General features: G+C 44.4%; 14 protein-coding genes. All 14 read left to right on the top strand.

What is annotated here, in order from left to right:
- Positions 1-352: 352 nt before the first annotated feature.
- The 14 genes from Psch_RS11600 (at position 353) to Psch_RS11535 (ending at position 16,138) form a co-directional block, all read left to right on the top strand.
- Positions 353-1,495: an isochorismate synthase gene (locus Psch_RS11600; protein ID WP_134217048.1), complete on the top strand. Its 1,143-nt coding sequence runs from the start codon at positions 353-355 to the stop codon at positions 1,493-1,495.
- 15 nt (positions 1,496-1,510) lie between these two features.
- Positions 1,511-3,169, top strand: coding sequence for a 2-succinyl-5-enolpyruvyl-6-hydroxy-3-cyclohexene-1-carboxylic-acid synthase (gene menD, locus Psch_RS11595; RefSeq protein ID WP_134217049.1), 1,659 nt, complete (start codon positions 1,511-1,513; stop codon positions 3,167-3,169).
- Positions 3,170-3,192: 23 nt separating this feature from the next.
- Positions 3,193-3,984 carry a 2-succinyl-6-hydroxy-2,4-cyclohexadiene-1-carboxylate synthase gene (gene menH / locus Psch_RS11590; protein ID WP_190240415.1) on the top strand — a complete coding sequence of 264 codons (792 nt, stop codon included), beginning with the start codon at positions 3,193-3,195 and terminating at the stop codon, positions 3,982-3,984.
- Positions 3,985-4,010: 26 nt separating this feature from the next.
- Positions 4,011-4,853 carry a 1,4-dihydroxy-2-naphthoyl-CoA synthase gene (gene menB, locus Psch_RS11585; protein ID WP_190240414.1) on the top strand — a complete coding sequence of 281 codons (843 nt, stop codon included), beginning with the start codon at positions 4,011-4,013 and terminating at the stop codon, positions 4,851-4,853.
- Positions 4,854-4,867: 14 nt separating this feature from the next.
- Positions 4,868-6,223, top strand: coding sequence for an o-succinylbenzoate--CoA ligase (menE, locus tag Psch_RS11580; RefSeq protein WP_190240413.1), 1,356 nt, complete (start codon positions 4,868-4,870; stop codon positions 6,221-6,223).
- On the top strand, positions 6,213-7,322 hold the full coding sequence (menC, locus tag Psch_RS11575) for an o-succinylbenzoate synthase (protein ID WP_190240412.1): 1,110 nt from the start codon (positions 6,213-6,215) through the stop codon (positions 7,320-7,322). Before menE ends, menC begins: the two co-directional genes overlap by 11 nt.
- Position 7,323: 1 nt before the next feature.
- Entirely contained in the window at positions 7,324-7,758 is a 435-nt protein-coding gene (locus Psch_RS11570) for a PaaI family thioesterase (RefSeq protein ID WP_190240411.1), read from the top strand.
- Between the two features lie 337 nt (positions 7,759-8,095).
- Positions 8,096-9,751 carry a spore germination protein gene (locus tag Psch_RS11565; RefSeq protein WP_206663770.1) on the top strand — a complete coding sequence of 552 codons (1,656 nt, stop codon included), beginning with the start codon at positions 8,096-8,098 and terminating at the stop codon, positions 9,749-9,751.
- Positions 9,752-9,811: 60 nt separating this feature from the next.
- Positions 9,812-10,045, top strand: coding sequence for a hypothetical protein (locus Psch_RS11560; RefSeq protein WP_190240409.1), 234 nt, complete (start codon positions 9,812-9,814; stop codon positions 10,043-10,045).
- Positions 10,046-10,067: 22 nt separating this feature from the next.
- Positions 10,068-11,183, top strand: coding sequence for a GerAB/ArcD/ProY family transporter (locus Psch_RS11555; RefSeq protein WP_190240408.1), 1,116 nt, complete (start codon positions 10,068-10,070; stop codon positions 11,181-11,183).
- Positions 11,180-12,418 (top strand): Ger(x)C family spore germination protein, encoded by a 1,239-nt coding sequence (locus tag Psch_RS11550; protein ID WP_190240407.1) that lies wholly within the window; start codon positions 11,180-11,182, stop codon positions 12,416-12,418. Before Psch_RS11555 ends, Psch_RS11550 begins: the two co-directional genes overlap by 4 nt.
- Positions 12,419-12,796: 378 nt before the next feature.
- Positions 12,797-13,480 (top strand): (d)CMP kinase, encoded by a 684-nt coding sequence (cmk, locus tag Psch_RS11545; RefSeq protein WP_190240406.1) that lies wholly within the window; start codon positions 12,797-12,799, stop codon positions 13,478-13,480.
- Positions 13,477-14,052: a lysophospholipid acyltransferase family protein gene (locus Psch_RS11540; RefSeq protein WP_190240405.1), complete on the top strand. Its 576-nt coding sequence runs from the start codon at positions 13,477-13,479 to the stop codon at positions 14,050-14,052. Before cmk ends, Psch_RS11540 begins: the two co-directional genes overlap by 4 nt.
- A gap of 85 nt (positions 14,053-14,137) precedes the next feature.
- Positions 14,138-16,138: a bifunctional 4-hydroxy-3-methylbut-2-enyl diphosphate reductase/30S ribosomal protein S1 gene (locus Psch_RS11535; RefSeq protein WP_190240404.1), complete on the top strand. Its 2,001-nt coding sequence runs from the start codon at positions 14,138-14,140 to the stop codon at positions 16,136-16,138.
- The last annotated feature ends 126 nt before the right edge of the window (positions 16,139-16,264 follow it).

Genomic DNA, 16,264 nt, shown 5'->3' with positions numbered 1-16,264 from the left:
GATCTTCTGCCGAGAGATGATAAATTGTTTCTGAAATAATTAGGTGAAAAAATGAATGGTGATTCAGTTATTTGAAGGAAAAGCCCTTGTCCTTATCGAAATATATGGTTGGTTACGATACCTGGAGGAGGCCTTTGATCATGCATTACTAAAATGTTATGCACTGATGCCTCAGGTTTAACACCTACAGACAGGAAGGACAGGCTATTAAGTTTCTGAACTTCGAAACCGGCTGGATATATGGGTCGCTTTCCTAATTAATACCTCTACCATTCCCGCCGGTGGCCAGTACGCCGGTTTTTTTGATCTAAGTAGCAACAGCTATTTTTCAATACATTCGGAGATGTATACTTTGAAATATCAGAAAACAGAAGTTAAGTTAGATAACTCACTTTCGTTCTGGAAGCATTTTGACAAAGAAGAGCGTGTTTTATTTTATAATCCGTTAAATAATGAGCTTATTATTGGAGCTAAACGCTTAAAAACCTTTGGGCAAGAAGAAAACTACAACAACTATTTATATGTATTTTCTTCAAGGACTTTCTTTGACTCAGTTAAAGATCAAAAGTGGGCAGAGTTTGGGAATGAAACGGTTGCTTTTGAATATTATCTTGTTGAAAAAAAAGGCAAGCAGACTCTTTATTACTTTGAAGATTTAGTGGAGATAGAAAATCTGAAAATAAAATCCAATGAACATTTTTACAATATTTCAGCAGATGATTATGAAGAATGGAAGGAACTATTTGCAAATGTATATTATGAAATTTCATCTCGAAAGGTAAATAAAGTTGTTATTTCGAGAGAAGTTAAGATTGTGTGCGAAACTTTGGTGAATACAGAGAGTGTATTAAAAAATCTTTTAGAAAAAAACCAAAACAGTTTTATTTTTGCGTATTTCAAGAACGGTAAAACTTTTCTGGGTGCGACCCCGGAGATCTTGGTTCAAAAGGAAAAGGATAATATTATAAGTTATGCTTTGGCAGGGACAATTTTACGAAATGATGAAGATGATGAGTTGCAAAAGATGATGCTGCTCAATGATAGAAAGAATCGTTATGAGCATCAAATAGTGATTGATAAAATAGCGGATGTGATGAAACAATATATCAGAGACGTTATAATTGATGAAATAAAAATTTTGACACTTAAAAATTTACACCATCTCCAAACACGTATTTATGGTAAGGATAATAGTACATTATCTGAATGGGTAACTCGATTACATCCTACTCCTGCTTTAGGAGGAAATCCTGCGTATAAAGCGTTGGAAATAATAAAAAAGTATGAAAAACATGAGAGAGGATTGTATGCCGCTCCAATTGGCATTATGGATGAAAATGGGGATGGAATTTTTGTGGCGGGAATACGCTCGGCACTCATTTGTAAAAATATGGTTTTTGCCTACACAGGTGGTGGTATAGTAGATAAATCAGAGTGTGAAGCTGAATATATCGAGACAAATAATAAATTAAAAACGATCATTGAAAGTTTATAATAAATGGGGATAGAAATGACGAACTATATTGCGGCGTTGGTAGATGAATTATATAAATTGGGTGTGCGTGAAGTTGTAATTAGTCCTGGTTCACGATCGACTCCATTATCCATATTGTTTTGTGAGCACCAATTTAAAATATTTTTAAATATCGATGAACGTTCCGCGGGTTTTTTCGCACTGGGTATTGCTAAAGAACATGAAAGACCTGTTGTGTTAGTTTGTACTTCAGGTTCTGCTGTAGCGCATTATTTGCCTGCTATTGTTGAAGCAAAGTATTCAAGAGTCCCTTTAATTGTTTTAACTGCTGATCGGCCTCATGAATTACGCCATGTCGGTGCGCCTCAGGTAATTGATCAGAATAAGATCTTTAACGATTATACAAAATGCTATGAAGAATTAGCTCTGCCTGAAGAAACAGAAAGCATGTACCGGTATGTCCGTGTGGTGATGCGAAAGGCATATGCTAGTGCTATGTCAAAAGAATATGGCGTGGCTCATATCAATGTACCGCTGCGTGAACCTTTAATCCCGGATTTAAGTAAGCTGGATTTTACCGCAGGCCAGACAAAAGATAAGTTTGAATTGATACAAAAAGAAGGGACTATTTCTTTTAATGATTTGGTTTTCCAAAATAAGAACGGGATCATCATTTGTGGCGGAGACGCTTACGCAGATTATCACAATGATGTGTTGGAATTAGGAGAACGGTTAAAAGCGCCGGTATTGGCTGATCCTATTTCAAATTTTCGAAATTATTCAAATGCTATTATCATTGATAGTTATGATGCCTTTTTAAAAAGTTATTTAATTAATAAAGAACTAAAGCCTGAATTCATCATTCATTTCGGGCAAGCTCCGGTATCCAAGCGTTTGCACCGATTTTTGTCTATGCACCAGGATGTATTATATTGTCAAGTGGATCAAACATTTCAATATCGAAATCCATCTCTTTCTACGGATAAATTCATTATCTCATCGCCAGGATTGTTTGCCAGGTCGATTCAAATTAAAAATAGAAACACGGAATATTTATCCAAGTGGCAAAACTATCAAAAACAAATGCGTAAACAGATAAGATATGCCAGAGATGAAAGCGGCATCTTCGAAGGTAAATTGATTCAAATGCTGCAGGCTATACTGCCGGAGGAAAGCAGGTTAGTTGTTGCCAATAGCATGGCAATTCGTGACGTAGATTACTTCTTTGAAGCTTGCGATCAAAATATTAAAATATTAGGCAACAGAGGAGCAAATGGAATCGATGGCGTTGTTTCAACTGCCTTGGGTATATCTATATCTAATAAACCAACGGTTCTGTTAACAGGTGATTTATCGTTCTACCATGATTTGAATGGATTATTAATTGGCATAACACATAAATTGAATTTAGTGATTGTTTTGTTGAATAATGATGGCGGAGGAATTTTTAAATATTTGCCGCAAAGTAACGAGAAGCATTTTGATTATTTATTCCTAACTCCTCATGAAATGAATTTTGCTGGGCTAAAAACCTTATACGGTGTAACCTATTTTAAACCACAGAGTTATGATGAGTTTGAACATGACTTAAAGGAAGCACTAACTTTAAAAGGAATTAAGCTAATCGAGGTAAAAATTGATTTAGATTTAAGTAAAGCATTACATGATAAATATACAATGTTACAGGAGTGGTGAACGGGTTTAAGGAGTATTGGAGTATGTTCATTACAATTAATAAAATAAGATATCACCTTGAAATAAGAGGTACAGGAAAGCCAATAATCTGTTTGCATGGTTTTTCGGAAAACTTAAGCACCTGGGAATCGATACAATTAGCGGACCATCAAATGATTTTGATAGATTTGATCGGACATGGAGAAAGTAAAAAACCTTATTCCAGGCAAGCTTATTACTGGAAAGTAATAATCAGGGATTTAAATAAGCTCGCTCTCAAATTAGGCCTCAAAAAATACTCGCTATTAGGCTATTCTATGGGTGGACGAATTGCCCTGGCCTACGCCCTGGCTTATCCTCAAGAGATAGACAAACTTATTTTGGAAAGTGCATCTTATGGGGAATGCGGCTTAATCAAGCGGTTAAAACGACGCAGAAATGATTTGAATCTGGCAAAAAATATCCGGCGAAATGGAATAGAATGGTTTAACCGTTACTGGTCCGGATTGGACATTTTTACCACTCAAGCCCTGTTACCCAAAGCTATTATCGATCAAATAAGTGCAAGACGTTTATTGAATATCCCTCATGCCCTGTCAAATACTTTGCTGGGCAGTGGACAAGGGAAATTCCCATGTTTTAAAAATCAAATCTGTAAGCTGTCAATGCCTGCTCTATACATCAACGGGGAATACGACTTAAAATACGAGCACGTCGGTCTTGAGTTTAAAAAATTAAATTCAAATATAAAGCATGAAATAATCAAGGGCGTAGGGCACAATACGCATATTGAAAATCCTCATGCTTTTATTGCAGTTATAAAACAATTCTTATAAACAAATTTTACAGGGGGTTCTTGCGAATGAATAAGTTTCCTTGGGAAAAATTAAACCGAAAGTATGAGGATGTTATTTACGAAACATACAGCGGAATTGCCAAAATCACAATTAATCGTCCGGAAGTCCGCAATGCCTTCCGCCCCAAAACCGTGATGGAACTTATTGATGCTTTTACCATAGCCCGTGAAGATGACAAAATAGGGGTCATCATTTTAACAGGCGCCAACCATGGACAAGGTCCGGATAAAGAAGCTTTTTGTTCGGGTGGCGACCAGAGGGTACGCGGACATGGGGGTTATGTGGGAGATGACCAGATTCCCAGGTTAAATGTTTTGGATCTGCAGCATTTAATACGCATTACACCAAAACCTGTTATTGCCATGGTCAATGGATATGCCATTGGCGGGGGACATGTACTGCATATCGTTTGTGATTTAACCATAGCATCTGAAAATGCTAAATTCGGCCAGACAGGACCTAAGGTGGGTTCTTTTGATGCAGGATATGGCGCTGGTTATTTAGCGCGCATCATCGGTCATAAAAAAGCACGCGAGATTTGGTATCTTTGCCGTCAATATACCGCCAGGGAAGCTCTTGAAATGGGATTGGTCAACACGGTTGTTCCCTTTAGCCAATTGGAAGAAGAGACGGTAAAATGGGCGAAAGAAATTTTAAAGCATTCACCTACCGCCCTGCGTTTCCTTAAAGCATCCTTTAATGCCGATACGGACGGTTTAGCCGGTTTGCAGCAGCTGGGCGGAGATGCGACTTTGTTATTTTACACAACAGAGGAAGCCAAAGAAGGACGGGATGCTTTTAAAGAAAAACGCAATCCTGATTTTCAACAGTTTCCTAAATTTCCGTAAATCCGGGTGGTAAAATGAACTGGCTTGAAAAACAATCCATTGAAAAACCAGATAAAAAATTCTTTAATAGTCTAACCTTTAAAGAAGTATATGAGCGTGTAACAGATTTGGCGAAAAGACTATATCTTTATGTAAAAAATCAGAGAAGAGTTGCTCTTTACTCCAATAACTCCGTGGACGTGGCTTTATTTTTTCTGGCATTACAAGTTATGCAAATTGAAGTATTGATGCTTAATACGCGTTTAACAGATGAGGAGATAACGGAGCAATTAAAGACTTTAAACATAAAAGTTGTCTTTTCTCAAAATAAAAAATTTATATCTTTTCAGGAAGTTTATCAAAGTGATCAAAAACAAGATATAAAATTAGCCGGAGAATTTAATCCGGAACAAATAGCTGTCATAATGAATACAAGTGCTACAACCGGTAAATTTAAATCAGTACCTTTGCGTTGGAAGCAGTTTTATGCCCATGTCGAAGCGTCGCAGAAGAGTGTGGGAATAAATGAAGAAGATAATTGGCTTATGGTATTACCCATGTATCATATTAGCGGTTTAACCATCTTACTGCGAAGTTTGTACAATGGGACAGCGGTTACTATTGTTGATAAATTTAATGAAGAACAAGTACTAAAATTGATTGGGGACGCTGCAATCAATATGCTGTCGATTGTCCCGACCATGTTAAATAGAATCATTGATCGAATAGAAAGACATAATTTGCGTGTAGTCCTGGTAGGCGGTGAATTTATTCCTGAACCACTGGTTGAAAAGTGTCTACGCAAAAATATTCCCATCTATAAAACCTATGGGATGACGGAGACCACAAGTCAGTCTGTAACTTTCTGTGTATTTAACTACCCTGAAAAAATTGATTCGGTCGGCGTACCGCTTGAGGAAGTAAGGATTTCTATTAAAAATCCTGATGAAGATGGAGCTGGTGAAGTCTTAATTAAAAGTCCGATGTTAATGGATGGATATCTTGGAATGGAAACCATCTCCGGTTTTTTCAATACGGAAGATATCGGGTATTTAGATGAGGACGGTTTTTTATATATCCTTGACCGCCGTGAAAATATAATTATTTCTGGCGGTGAAAATATTTACCCTCAAGAAATTGAAAATATTTTGTATGCGCATTCTGAGATATTCGAATGCGCAGTTATCGGTATGGAGGACAAAAAATGGGGACAAGTTCCTGTATTATTCGTTGTATCCTCATTGAATGAAGATGCAATATACAAATATCTTGTAAAGAAAATAGCTAAATATAAACTTCCGCAAAAAATAGTTTATTTGGACGAACTACCTAAAAATCCATCAGGCAAAATATTAAAAAAGGATTTATTAAAGAGATACTATGTGGATTAAAAGTATAGAACTATTTCAAATTAAAATGCCTTTGAATTTCACATTTAAAACATCACAAACCAGCTTAAACCACCGGGAGACAATTGTCATCAGAGCGGTAGATGAGCTGGGGAATACAGGATATGGGGAAGTTGTCGCCTTTAATGAACCATTTTATAGCAATGAATTACTAATGGATTCGAAAAGCGTACTAATCAATAGTTATATCCCTTGGGTTGTTAATCGAGAAATAAAGCATCCATTTGAACTCCATAAATGGATTGACTTAACCTATCCAATGGCAATTGCCGGTTTGGAAAACGCGCTGTTAGATCTGTTCGCCAGGCGTCAACAGCAGCCTATTATGGATGTTGTTTTTGCTGAAGCAACCCATGATAGGATCGCTGCAGGCATTGTCCTGGGAGATTTGGATATTTCAAGCCTCATGCAACAAATAGATTATTTTCAGAAAGAAGGGTATATCCGCTTTAAAATTAAAATCAAACCGGAAGATGGATTTTTCAAATTAAAGTTAATTAAAGAAAAATACCCTGATCTTAAACTGCTGGCAGATGCCAACAGGAGCTATGAATTGCAGCAAATGCATGAATTAAAAAAATTAGATCAACTGGACTTGCTTTGTATCGAAGAACCACTGGCCTCAATGGATTTATTAGCCTATCAAAAACTACAGAAAGAGATAAAAGTCCCCATATGCCTGGATGAAAGCATTCAAACAGTGGATGATTTAAAGAAAGCCATTCAGTTAAAAGCCTGCAAAGTCGTGAATTTAAAAATAGGCCGTATCGGTGGAATGTATTATGCAAAGCAAATGATTGAAATTTGCAGGGAGAATAATATTCTCTATTGGATAGGGAGTATGGTTGAGAGCGGTATTTCTAAAATATTACACGTTCATTTGGCAAGCTTAAAAGATACTTATATTCCCGGAGATTTAGCACCGTCCCGGCGTTACTTTCAAAAAGATATCATTGAACCTGAAATTATAGTTGAAAATGGCATGATTCAAGTACCTAAAGGCTCTGGTTTAGGAGTAGAAATTGATGAAAATTCTTTAAATGATTATACAATTGACCACATCAGAATAGTTGGTGAATAGAATGAACTTAATCGAGGGGTTAAATATTGAATATATTGGTGCGGGTACCGATACACTCGAGGCTAAAATGAATTTAACCCAGTTTCATAGTCAGGCCTTCGGGATTTTGCACGGTGGTGCGATCATTTCATTAGGAGAGACTGTGGCAGGCTATGCATCAAATCAAATAATAGACAAAGATCAAGCAGCAATCGGCCAGACCATTACTGCCAATCATATGAAATCGAAAAAGATAGAAGGTTATATCATAGCCAAAGGAAAACTCATGCATAAGGGAAAGACATCCCATGTTTGGGGTATTGAAATGTATGATGAAAATAATGTATTAATATCATATATGACAGTTGTGAATGCTATCATTAAGTTAAATAAAAGCCAAACGGAGGGCTTGCTGTCAAGTACTTTAAACACCCGGCAATTTGATGTTTTAGAATGAGTCAACGAAGAAAAAATATCCTTTCATGTGATCAAGACATGCGGATAGAAAATATAAAAAACGAGAAACACTAAAAGCCGCTTATTTCGCGGCTTTTAGTGTTCTCGTCTATATAGAAAACCACCTATATGCAGGTGGTTCCAAAGAGCTTTAGCCATGGTGTCATGGTTAGAGATTATGTTTTAAGAGATTCACATTATTCCTTGACTTTTATTTCAATGGAAGGTTTTAGCATAAACTGGACCTTTCTTGCAGAGAATATCATAGCTGTGGAAATAAATGCAACAAGCGGCGGCAATAGACAGTTACACCAATATGGTGCAGAAGGAGCATGGTTATGTTCCGCAAACCACGCAGACCGCAAACACTGGAAGAACGGAAACGGCAGCAAATAGATGCAAAGCTGGCGGCTCTCCAACCCGGTTCTGAGGAACTGAACAATTCTTTCAGTTCCAGCCTTGATGAGAATGTGTCCCTGTTCAAAAAACTGTTTGGCAACACCAGCGACCTGTTGGTACGGGAGTTTAATTTCGGTGTGCGCCAGGAGATCAGAGTGGCCCTGGTCTTCATAGATGGGTTGAGCGACTCGAACTCAATCAGCGAGGCAATTCTTAAACCTTTCCTCTATCGCTCGCTGAGTGACGATCAGGCTCCTCTTCTGCCCGGGAATGCCTATCCGATGATCCGTGACTGGCTGATCACCTTTGGCAGCATCAAAGAAGCGACCAGGATCAACGAGGTGCTCGACTACGTGCTGACAGGCTGCGCGGCCCTCTTCATCGACGGAACTTCCCAGGTCCTTGTCATGGTGGTCAAGGGCTGGAAGGCAAGGGCTGTGGAAGAAGCAAAGTCTGAGGCCTTTGTACGTGGCCCCCGGGATGCTTTCAACGAAACCCTCCGTACCAGTACTGCCCTGGTCAGACGGCGGCTCAAGACACCTCTACTTCGTTTCGATACACTCCAATTGGGACGTCTGACTAAAACCGATATCTCCGTAGCCTATATCCACGGCCTCACCGACCCGGCCCTCAAGGATGAAGTAATCAGCCGTCTCAAAAGGATTGATACCGACGGGATTCTGGAATCCGGTTATCTTGAGGATTTTATCAAGGACAACCCCTGGACGCCTTTTTCACTCCTCGACCGTACTGAACGCCCTGACAGGGTAGCGGCGGCGCTAATGGAAGGCCGCGTGGCCATTCTAGTTGACACCACACCTTTCGCCTTGCTTGTCCCGGCTGTTTTCAGTGAGTTTCTGCAGGCGCCGGAGGATTATTATGAGAGTTTTGACTTCATCCGCCCGTTCAGGTGGCTGGGGCTAATTGCCGCCACATTCCTGCCTTCAATTTATGTTGCTTTAAGTACCTATCACCAGGAGATGATCCCGACCGGTCTGGTTTTAAGCATGGCTGCCGGGCGGGAAGGAGTCCCCTTCCCGGCGGTGGTGGAAGCTCTCGCGATGGAAATATCCTTTGATTTTCTCCGGGAGGCAGGGGCCAGGATGCCCCGTTCGGTGGGGCAGGCGGTCGGTATCGTCGGGGCGCTCATATTGGGTCAGGCAGCTGTGGCAGCGGGGATCGTCAGCCCGATCATGGTGGTCATCGTTTCCGTGGCAGCGGTAGCCTCATTCATGATCCCCAATTACTCAGCCTCGTTTGCCATCAGGTTCATCCGCTACCCGTTTCTCCTGTTGGCGGGAGCCTTCGGCCTGCCGGGCATCTTCTGGGGTATACTGGTGCTTCTCTTACATCTGGCGTCGCTCAGGTCATTTGGTATTCCCTACCTTTACCCGGTTGCTCCCGGCGCGCCAGGAGAGTGGAAAGATGTTTTCTTCAATGCCCCCCGGTGGATGATGGACTTCAGGCCGAGCCTCTTACGCGCCCGCAAGCTCAGGCGGCAGGCGCCCGGCCAGATGCCCAAAGCGCCGCAAGAGTCCAGCGGGGAAGGGGACGATCCGCAGAGCGTTATGCCGGATAAAAAGAAGCGGGGTTAAGTGACGCTGTTAACTTATACGGGGGCTGCAAGCCAGTGTAATTAAAGAGGTGATGGGCTGATGGTGTACTTTAATTTGCTATTAATCATTGTGATAGGGGGTGTAATAACCCTCTTGGAACTTCCCGGATTATTGCAACAGGAAAAGAGAGGCGAGCTGATCGCCTTTTGCGGTTTTCTCCTGATCGGTATAGCCCTGTCCGTGGCCATGACCCTGAAATTGCCGGTTCCTAACCCTACCAACGGCATCGAATTCGTCTTTCGCCCTATCACAAGGTTGTTTTATCCCCAATAGCAAACAGTATTGAGGTGAAAGAATGAGTTTGGAAAAAGGGAGGCTCTCCTCCCGCCAGGTCATGTTTTTGGTTGCAAACATGGTCTTCGCCACCGAGGTCCAGTTTGTCCCGGCTCTTTTAACCAAGTACGCCGGGCAGGACGCCTGGGTGGTGGTTCTGATTGTGACTGTTTTAGGGATACTCTTCGGTATCCCGATCATTTCCCTGGGCTTGCGTTTCCCTGGTAAGAACCCGGTCGAATACGGCATGGATCTCCTGGGCAAATGGGGGGGGCGGGTACTGGGCATGATCCTGAGCCTTTTCTTTTTCTTTGTAGCAGCTGCCGCAGTCCGTGAATTGGCTGACCATCTGGTTATCGCTGTCATGCCAAGAACCCCGCTGGTCGTCTTCATAGCTTTATATGTATTTGCGATAGCCTATGGAGTTCACCTGGGTCTGGAAGTATTCGCCAGGGCCTGTGAGATTCTCTATCCGCTTTTTTTGATAGCGCTAATGGGCGGGTCATTGTTTCTGTTCCCGGTGGCGAATTGGGAGCTGCTCAAGCCTTTCCTGGAACACTCGCCGCTGGAACTGATGCGGGGCGCTGTTAATATGCTGTCTTTCTACGGTGAAGGCTTGGCCATCCTTTTTCTCATTCCGTACATGCGCCACCCTGAACAGGCGCCGGGCCTCAACTTGAAAATTACTTTATTATTAAACGTTCCGATACTAATAATGGTGATGCTGCAGATCGCCACGTTTGGAGCTTTAGAGAACAGCCGGATCCTTTTCCCCTCCTTTGAACTGGTCAAGATGATCAGTGTCGCCGGTTTTTTTGAGCGGGTAGAGGCGTTCCTCCTGGCTTTTTGGGTGACGACGGTATGCCTGAAAGTGTCGCTTCTCTTTTACACCGCACTGATCGCCTTTGCCCAGTCGGTCAACTTAAGTGAACACCGCCCGCTGGTATGGCCCGGTGCAGTAATCCTGGCGGCGTTTGCTACCCTAATATTTACCGATATTGTCCAGGCCAGGGGGTTCCTTGCGACAACCTGGAATATCTTTGCCCTATCCGTTGAAATGTCAGTGTTTATCCTTCTCTATATCCTGGCGCTGCTCAGGAAAAAAGGCGTACCTAAGACTGGGGAGACAAAAGAATGAAGAGACAGCTTGTGTCAAGGCGTATGGCAAAGCGGATCTATCTCTTTTTAATCATTATTTTGCTCGCAGGTATGTGCTCCGGCTGCTGGGATCGTGTTGAAATTGAACAATTGTCCTATGTCACTGCTGTGGGTATTGACAGTGCTGATTCTGACGGTGTGCTCGTCACCTTTCAGACTGTTATTCCCCGTATGCTCGGGAAATCGCAGGGTGGAGGCGGTGGGGGCGGTGGCGGCGGCGTGCCGGTCAAGCCTTATGCCAACTACAGTGTCCGGGCGCGCAATGTCAGCGACGCTGTGCGCATGTTTGAACTGAAGAACCCTCGTTCCGCGATGTTCAAGACGACTACAGTTATCATTATGGGGGAAGACGAAGCCCGTAAAAATATGCTGCCGCCTCTGGATTTCTTTACCAGAAAACCCATGATGCGTCGCTCCGTCTGGGTCCTGGTGGCCAAGGGAAGAGCGGAGGATATCTTGCTTAAAGGGGAGCCCGATCCGGGAAATTTTCCGGCTCAAACATTCAGATCCATGTTCCAGCGCAGGCAGGAAGTGTCCGTGATTCTCCCTGTCAATTTCGGACAATTCTTAAGCAAGGTGGAGAGGGCGGGCATTGACCCGTTCATAACTGCTATTAAACTGGTACCAGAGGTCAGCAGGGCGGCTGACGGTACCCAGGAAGAAAAACAGACCTTTGAGATTAGTAGCATGGGAGTCCTAAAGCTGGGCAGTCTGGTGTCTTTCCTTGAGCTGTCTGAATCCCGCGGTGTGGTCTGGGTGGAAGGGAGGGCTGCAGGGGGCACCGTCACTGTTCCTGTAAACGCAGAGAAACCGTGGGCCTCACTGTTGGTTTCTTCAGAAAGAAGCAAAATCACACCAATCATTACCGAGGATGGGTTTATCTTCAATATCGAGATCAAGGTGGAAGGGTATGTATCCAGTGTGGAGAAGGAGGATATCGACATCAACAAGCCCGAGGATATGCGGCTGCTGGAACAGGAGGAGGAAAAAGCGATCTATCAGGAGGTCATGGCTGCTGTCAACAAGTCCCGGGAACTGCACAGCGATTTTCTGGGTTTAGGGGAAAAAATTTACGAAACGAACCCGAAGCTTTGGAAAGAGATCAATCAAACCTGGCGCGACGAATGGCTTCCCAACGTACAGGCTGAAATCACTGTGAGCTGTAAGCTTACACGCACCGGTCTAACTGCAGAGCCGGTAAAACCCATTCCGTAGAGAAGCGCGAGCTTTAAATAAGCCTGGACCTACCAATAAAAAGGTAAAATACTAATTGGGAATTCATAGTCTCGAGCACCAGTTCCGTGAAGGGGCTTACCTGATGGGCGGAAAGGGCGCCTACGTGCGCTGCTCCGCTATGGATAACAGCAGGTCGAGCGGTTACAGTGCGCAGTAAAAGGTCACCAGGGCAATATAAAAATTGAGTGAGAACTTCCCCCGTGTATTAATAAATATTCAGGTAGAATAATACAACCTGGAAGGGTATTCCTTTCAGGCTTTTTGTTTAAGATTTACAAAGGAGAAAAATTATATGCTGTCGAATAATCAAAGTTGCATTGTTATTTATAAATGATAGCTGCTTCTTGGAGGGGCGCCATGAATTGCAAACCCAACATAGCCATTGACGGGCCGGCCGGGGCCGGCAAAAGTACAGTTGCAAAGCTGGTTGCTAAAAGTCTTGGCTATTTGTATATAGATACGGGAGCCATGTATCGCGCCGTTACGTTAAAGGCGCTGCGTGACGGGGCAGACTTAAACGACCACCAAAAACTCGGCAGGCTGGCGTCGAATGTATTAATAAGCCTCAAGGCAGGCTCTGATGGAAATCTTACCGTGTTGATGGACGGAGAGGACGTAACTGAAGAAATTCGATTACCGGCTGTTTCGAACAGCGTCTCGCTGGTGGCCAAAGTCCCTGCTGTACGCCGGAAAATGATTGAATTACAGAAAGAAATGGCCGCGGGGGGCGGTGTTGTAATGGAGGGCCGGGATATCGGGCAGGTGGTATTACCCGACGCCCGGGTCAAGATTTACCTCACTGCCGCCACCGGGGAAAGGGCCAGGCGACGCTGGAAGGAACTGGCCGATAAGGGAATAAACGTTGACCGGCGTCAAATCGAAGAAGATATCTGCAACCGGGATTTTATTGACACTTCAAGGGAAATGGACCCTTTAGCGCCGGCTCCGGACGCCGTCATTATCGACAGCACTTCCTGTACGGTAGAGGGAGTAGTTGACCTGATTGTGGCAAGGATAACGGGTGAAAGGAAGGAACGATGATTTTCAGTTTACTTAAAGCCGGCGCCAGGCTTGTCCTATTAGTGCTGAGGCGCTGGGAAATCCGGGGGGCGGAGAACCTTCCCGCCACCGGCGGGGTGGTGCTGGTGGCCAACCACGTCAGTTACTGGGACCCGGTTGCGATTATTTGCGCCTTTAAACGCCAGGTTTTTTTCATGGCCAAGTCCGAGCTTTTTAAGATACCCCTGGTCGGCTACGCCGTACGTTCTTCCGGAGCCTTTCCGGTCCGCCGGGATGTGACCGACCGGAATGCTGTGAGGACGGCCTTACGTCTGCTCCAAGCAGGCGAAGTCGTGGGACTTTTCCCCGAGGGGACCAGGAGCCATACCGGGGATATGTTAAAGCCGCACCTTGGCGCCGCCATGATTGCTCTTAAGGCGGGAACCCCGATCGTGCCGATTGCCGTAAGTGGGACTAGAGGTGTGTTTAGCAAGATAACGGTCCATGTAGGCAGTCCTATCCGCTTTCAGTCCATGACAAAGGCAACCAGGGAAGATCTTGAAATTATCAGCGACCGGATTATGGACGAGATTGCCCTGCTGCTCGGGAGCTAAACGGATTTTTCTGAAAATATATGGCGATAGGAAGGAAATTCGCGTACCTTATCGAATATTTCCACGATGGATAAAAGGTGATTTTATGGAAGTGAGGGTAGCCTCAAAAGCCGGTTTTTGCTACGGTGTCAAAAGAGCCATTGAGATGTCCAAGGACACCGTCCGCAACAGGCCTGGCCCGGTCTTCTCCTTGGGGCCACTAATTCACAACCCTCAGGTAGTTGCCTACCTCGGAAAATTGGGAGTTAGGGAAATTAATAATTTAGGGGAGATAAAAGAAGGCACGCTTATCATTAGGTCTCATGGGGTAGGTCCAGCCTTGTTAAACGCCGCCCAGGAGCTCGGGTTGGACATTGTTGACGCAACCTGTCCCTTTGTCCGCAGGACCCAAGTCGTTGCCCGTGACCTGATGACCAAAGACTACCAGGTGGTGATTGTGGGTGATAAAAACCACCCGGAAGTACAGGGAATCATGGGTTGGGCCAATGGCAAGGCGGAGGTCGTGGAAAATCCCTGGGAAGCAGGTCTCGTAAAGGCACGGGGAAAAAAGATCGGGGTGTTGGCCCAGACGACCCAACACATGGAAAACTTTAACGCTGTTGTGGAGACCCTGGAAAAAACCGGGTCGGTTGTCCAGGCATGTAAGACCATCTGCAGCGCAACATCTGAGCGCCAGAAAGCTGCCCTTGAGCTAGCCTGTCAGGTTGATGTGATGATCGTGGTAGGAGGCGCTGACAGCGCCAACACGAGAAAACTGGCCAGCCTCTGCCGTGCCTGTGGTACGACAACTTACCATATCGAGGAGGCGGGTGAACTTGATCCGGCGTGGTTCCGGGGTGTGAAGGCAGCAGGGTTAACAGCGGGTGCGTCTACACCTGACTGGATAATAGAGGAGGTTAAGAAGCGAATGAGTGAGATTGAAGAACTGAACGGCTCTGAGGAAGGTATGAAGGACGCGGTTGAAGTCAAAGCTGTTCGGCACGGTGAAATTGTTACTGGTACGGTTGTCCACGTTGGCCAGGACGAGGTGATGGTGGATGTTGGAGCTAAGTCGGAAGGCGTTATTCCAATCAGGGAACTGTCCTGCTGTGAAGTTACCTCCATCCAGGATATCGTCCAGGTGGGGGATCAAATAGAAGTATATGTGTTAAAAGCAGAGGACAACGAAGGCAAGCTGATCCTTTCCAAAGAAAAAGCCGATGCCGAAAAAGCCTGGGCCGGACTTGAGGAAGCCCTTGAATCAGGGCAGCCTGTTGAGGGCACGGTGCGGGAAGTAGTAAAGGGTGGTCTTTTGGTGGATATAGGGGTGCGAGCTTTTCTACCTGCTTCCCTGGTCGACCGCGGTTATGTGGAAGATCTCTCCAAATACCTGGGACAGGTCATATCCTCGCGTGTGATCGAGATGAACCGGGCCAGGAAAAAGGTGATTCTGTCCCGCAAGGCGGTGCTGGAAGAGGATTTCGCCAAGCTGCGCCAGGAACTGCTGACCAACCTTGAGGAAGGTCAGGTTGTTAAAGGAGTGGTGCGGCGGCTGACTCAGTTCGGGGCTTTCGTAGATATCGGCGGGGTAGACGGCCTGCTGCACATATCTGAGATGTCCTGGTACCGCATCAACCATCCATCTGAAGTGGTCAAGGTGGGTGATGAGATTGAGGTTATGGTACTTAAAATAGACCGGGATAATGAAAAAATATCCCTGGGTTTAAAACAAGTCCTGCCCAATCCTTGGGACACAGTTGACCAAAAATACCCGGTGGGCAGCGTTGTTCCGGCAAAAGTAGTCCGCCTGGCTCCTTTTGGCGCCTTTGTGCAGTTGGAACCCGGTGTGGAAGGTCTGGTCCATATCTCACACCTGGCGGAAAGACATGTGGCCAAGCCGGACGAGGTGGTGTCCGAAGGAGAAGAGGTCAACGTCAAGGTGCTTAGCGTAGATCCTGCCGAGAAGAGAATTCGTTTATCTATAAGAGAGGTGTCCAGGGAAAAACAGGAGCGGGAATACCGTGACTATAACCATAAGAAAACTGAGGATACCGGAGATGTGGTTACCATAGGTGACATGGTGGGAGACTTGTTCGATAAGAAGTAAAAGGAATAATAAGTGAATAATTATAACTAAGTAACAACAATATGCAAAAGCGGCGGAAGCCGCTTTTGCATATTTTTTGGCCAAATGGGAAGTCTAACTTTGATATTTCCAGAACAAGGAGGCTGA

The organism is Pelotomaculum schinkii (assembly GCF_004369205.1).
Classification (GTDB): Bacteria; Bacillota; Desulfotomaculia; order Desulfotomaculales; family Pelotomaculaceae; genus Pelotomaculum_C; species Pelotomaculum_C schinkii.
This window is presented reverse-complemented; position numbering and strand designations above follow the sequence as displayed.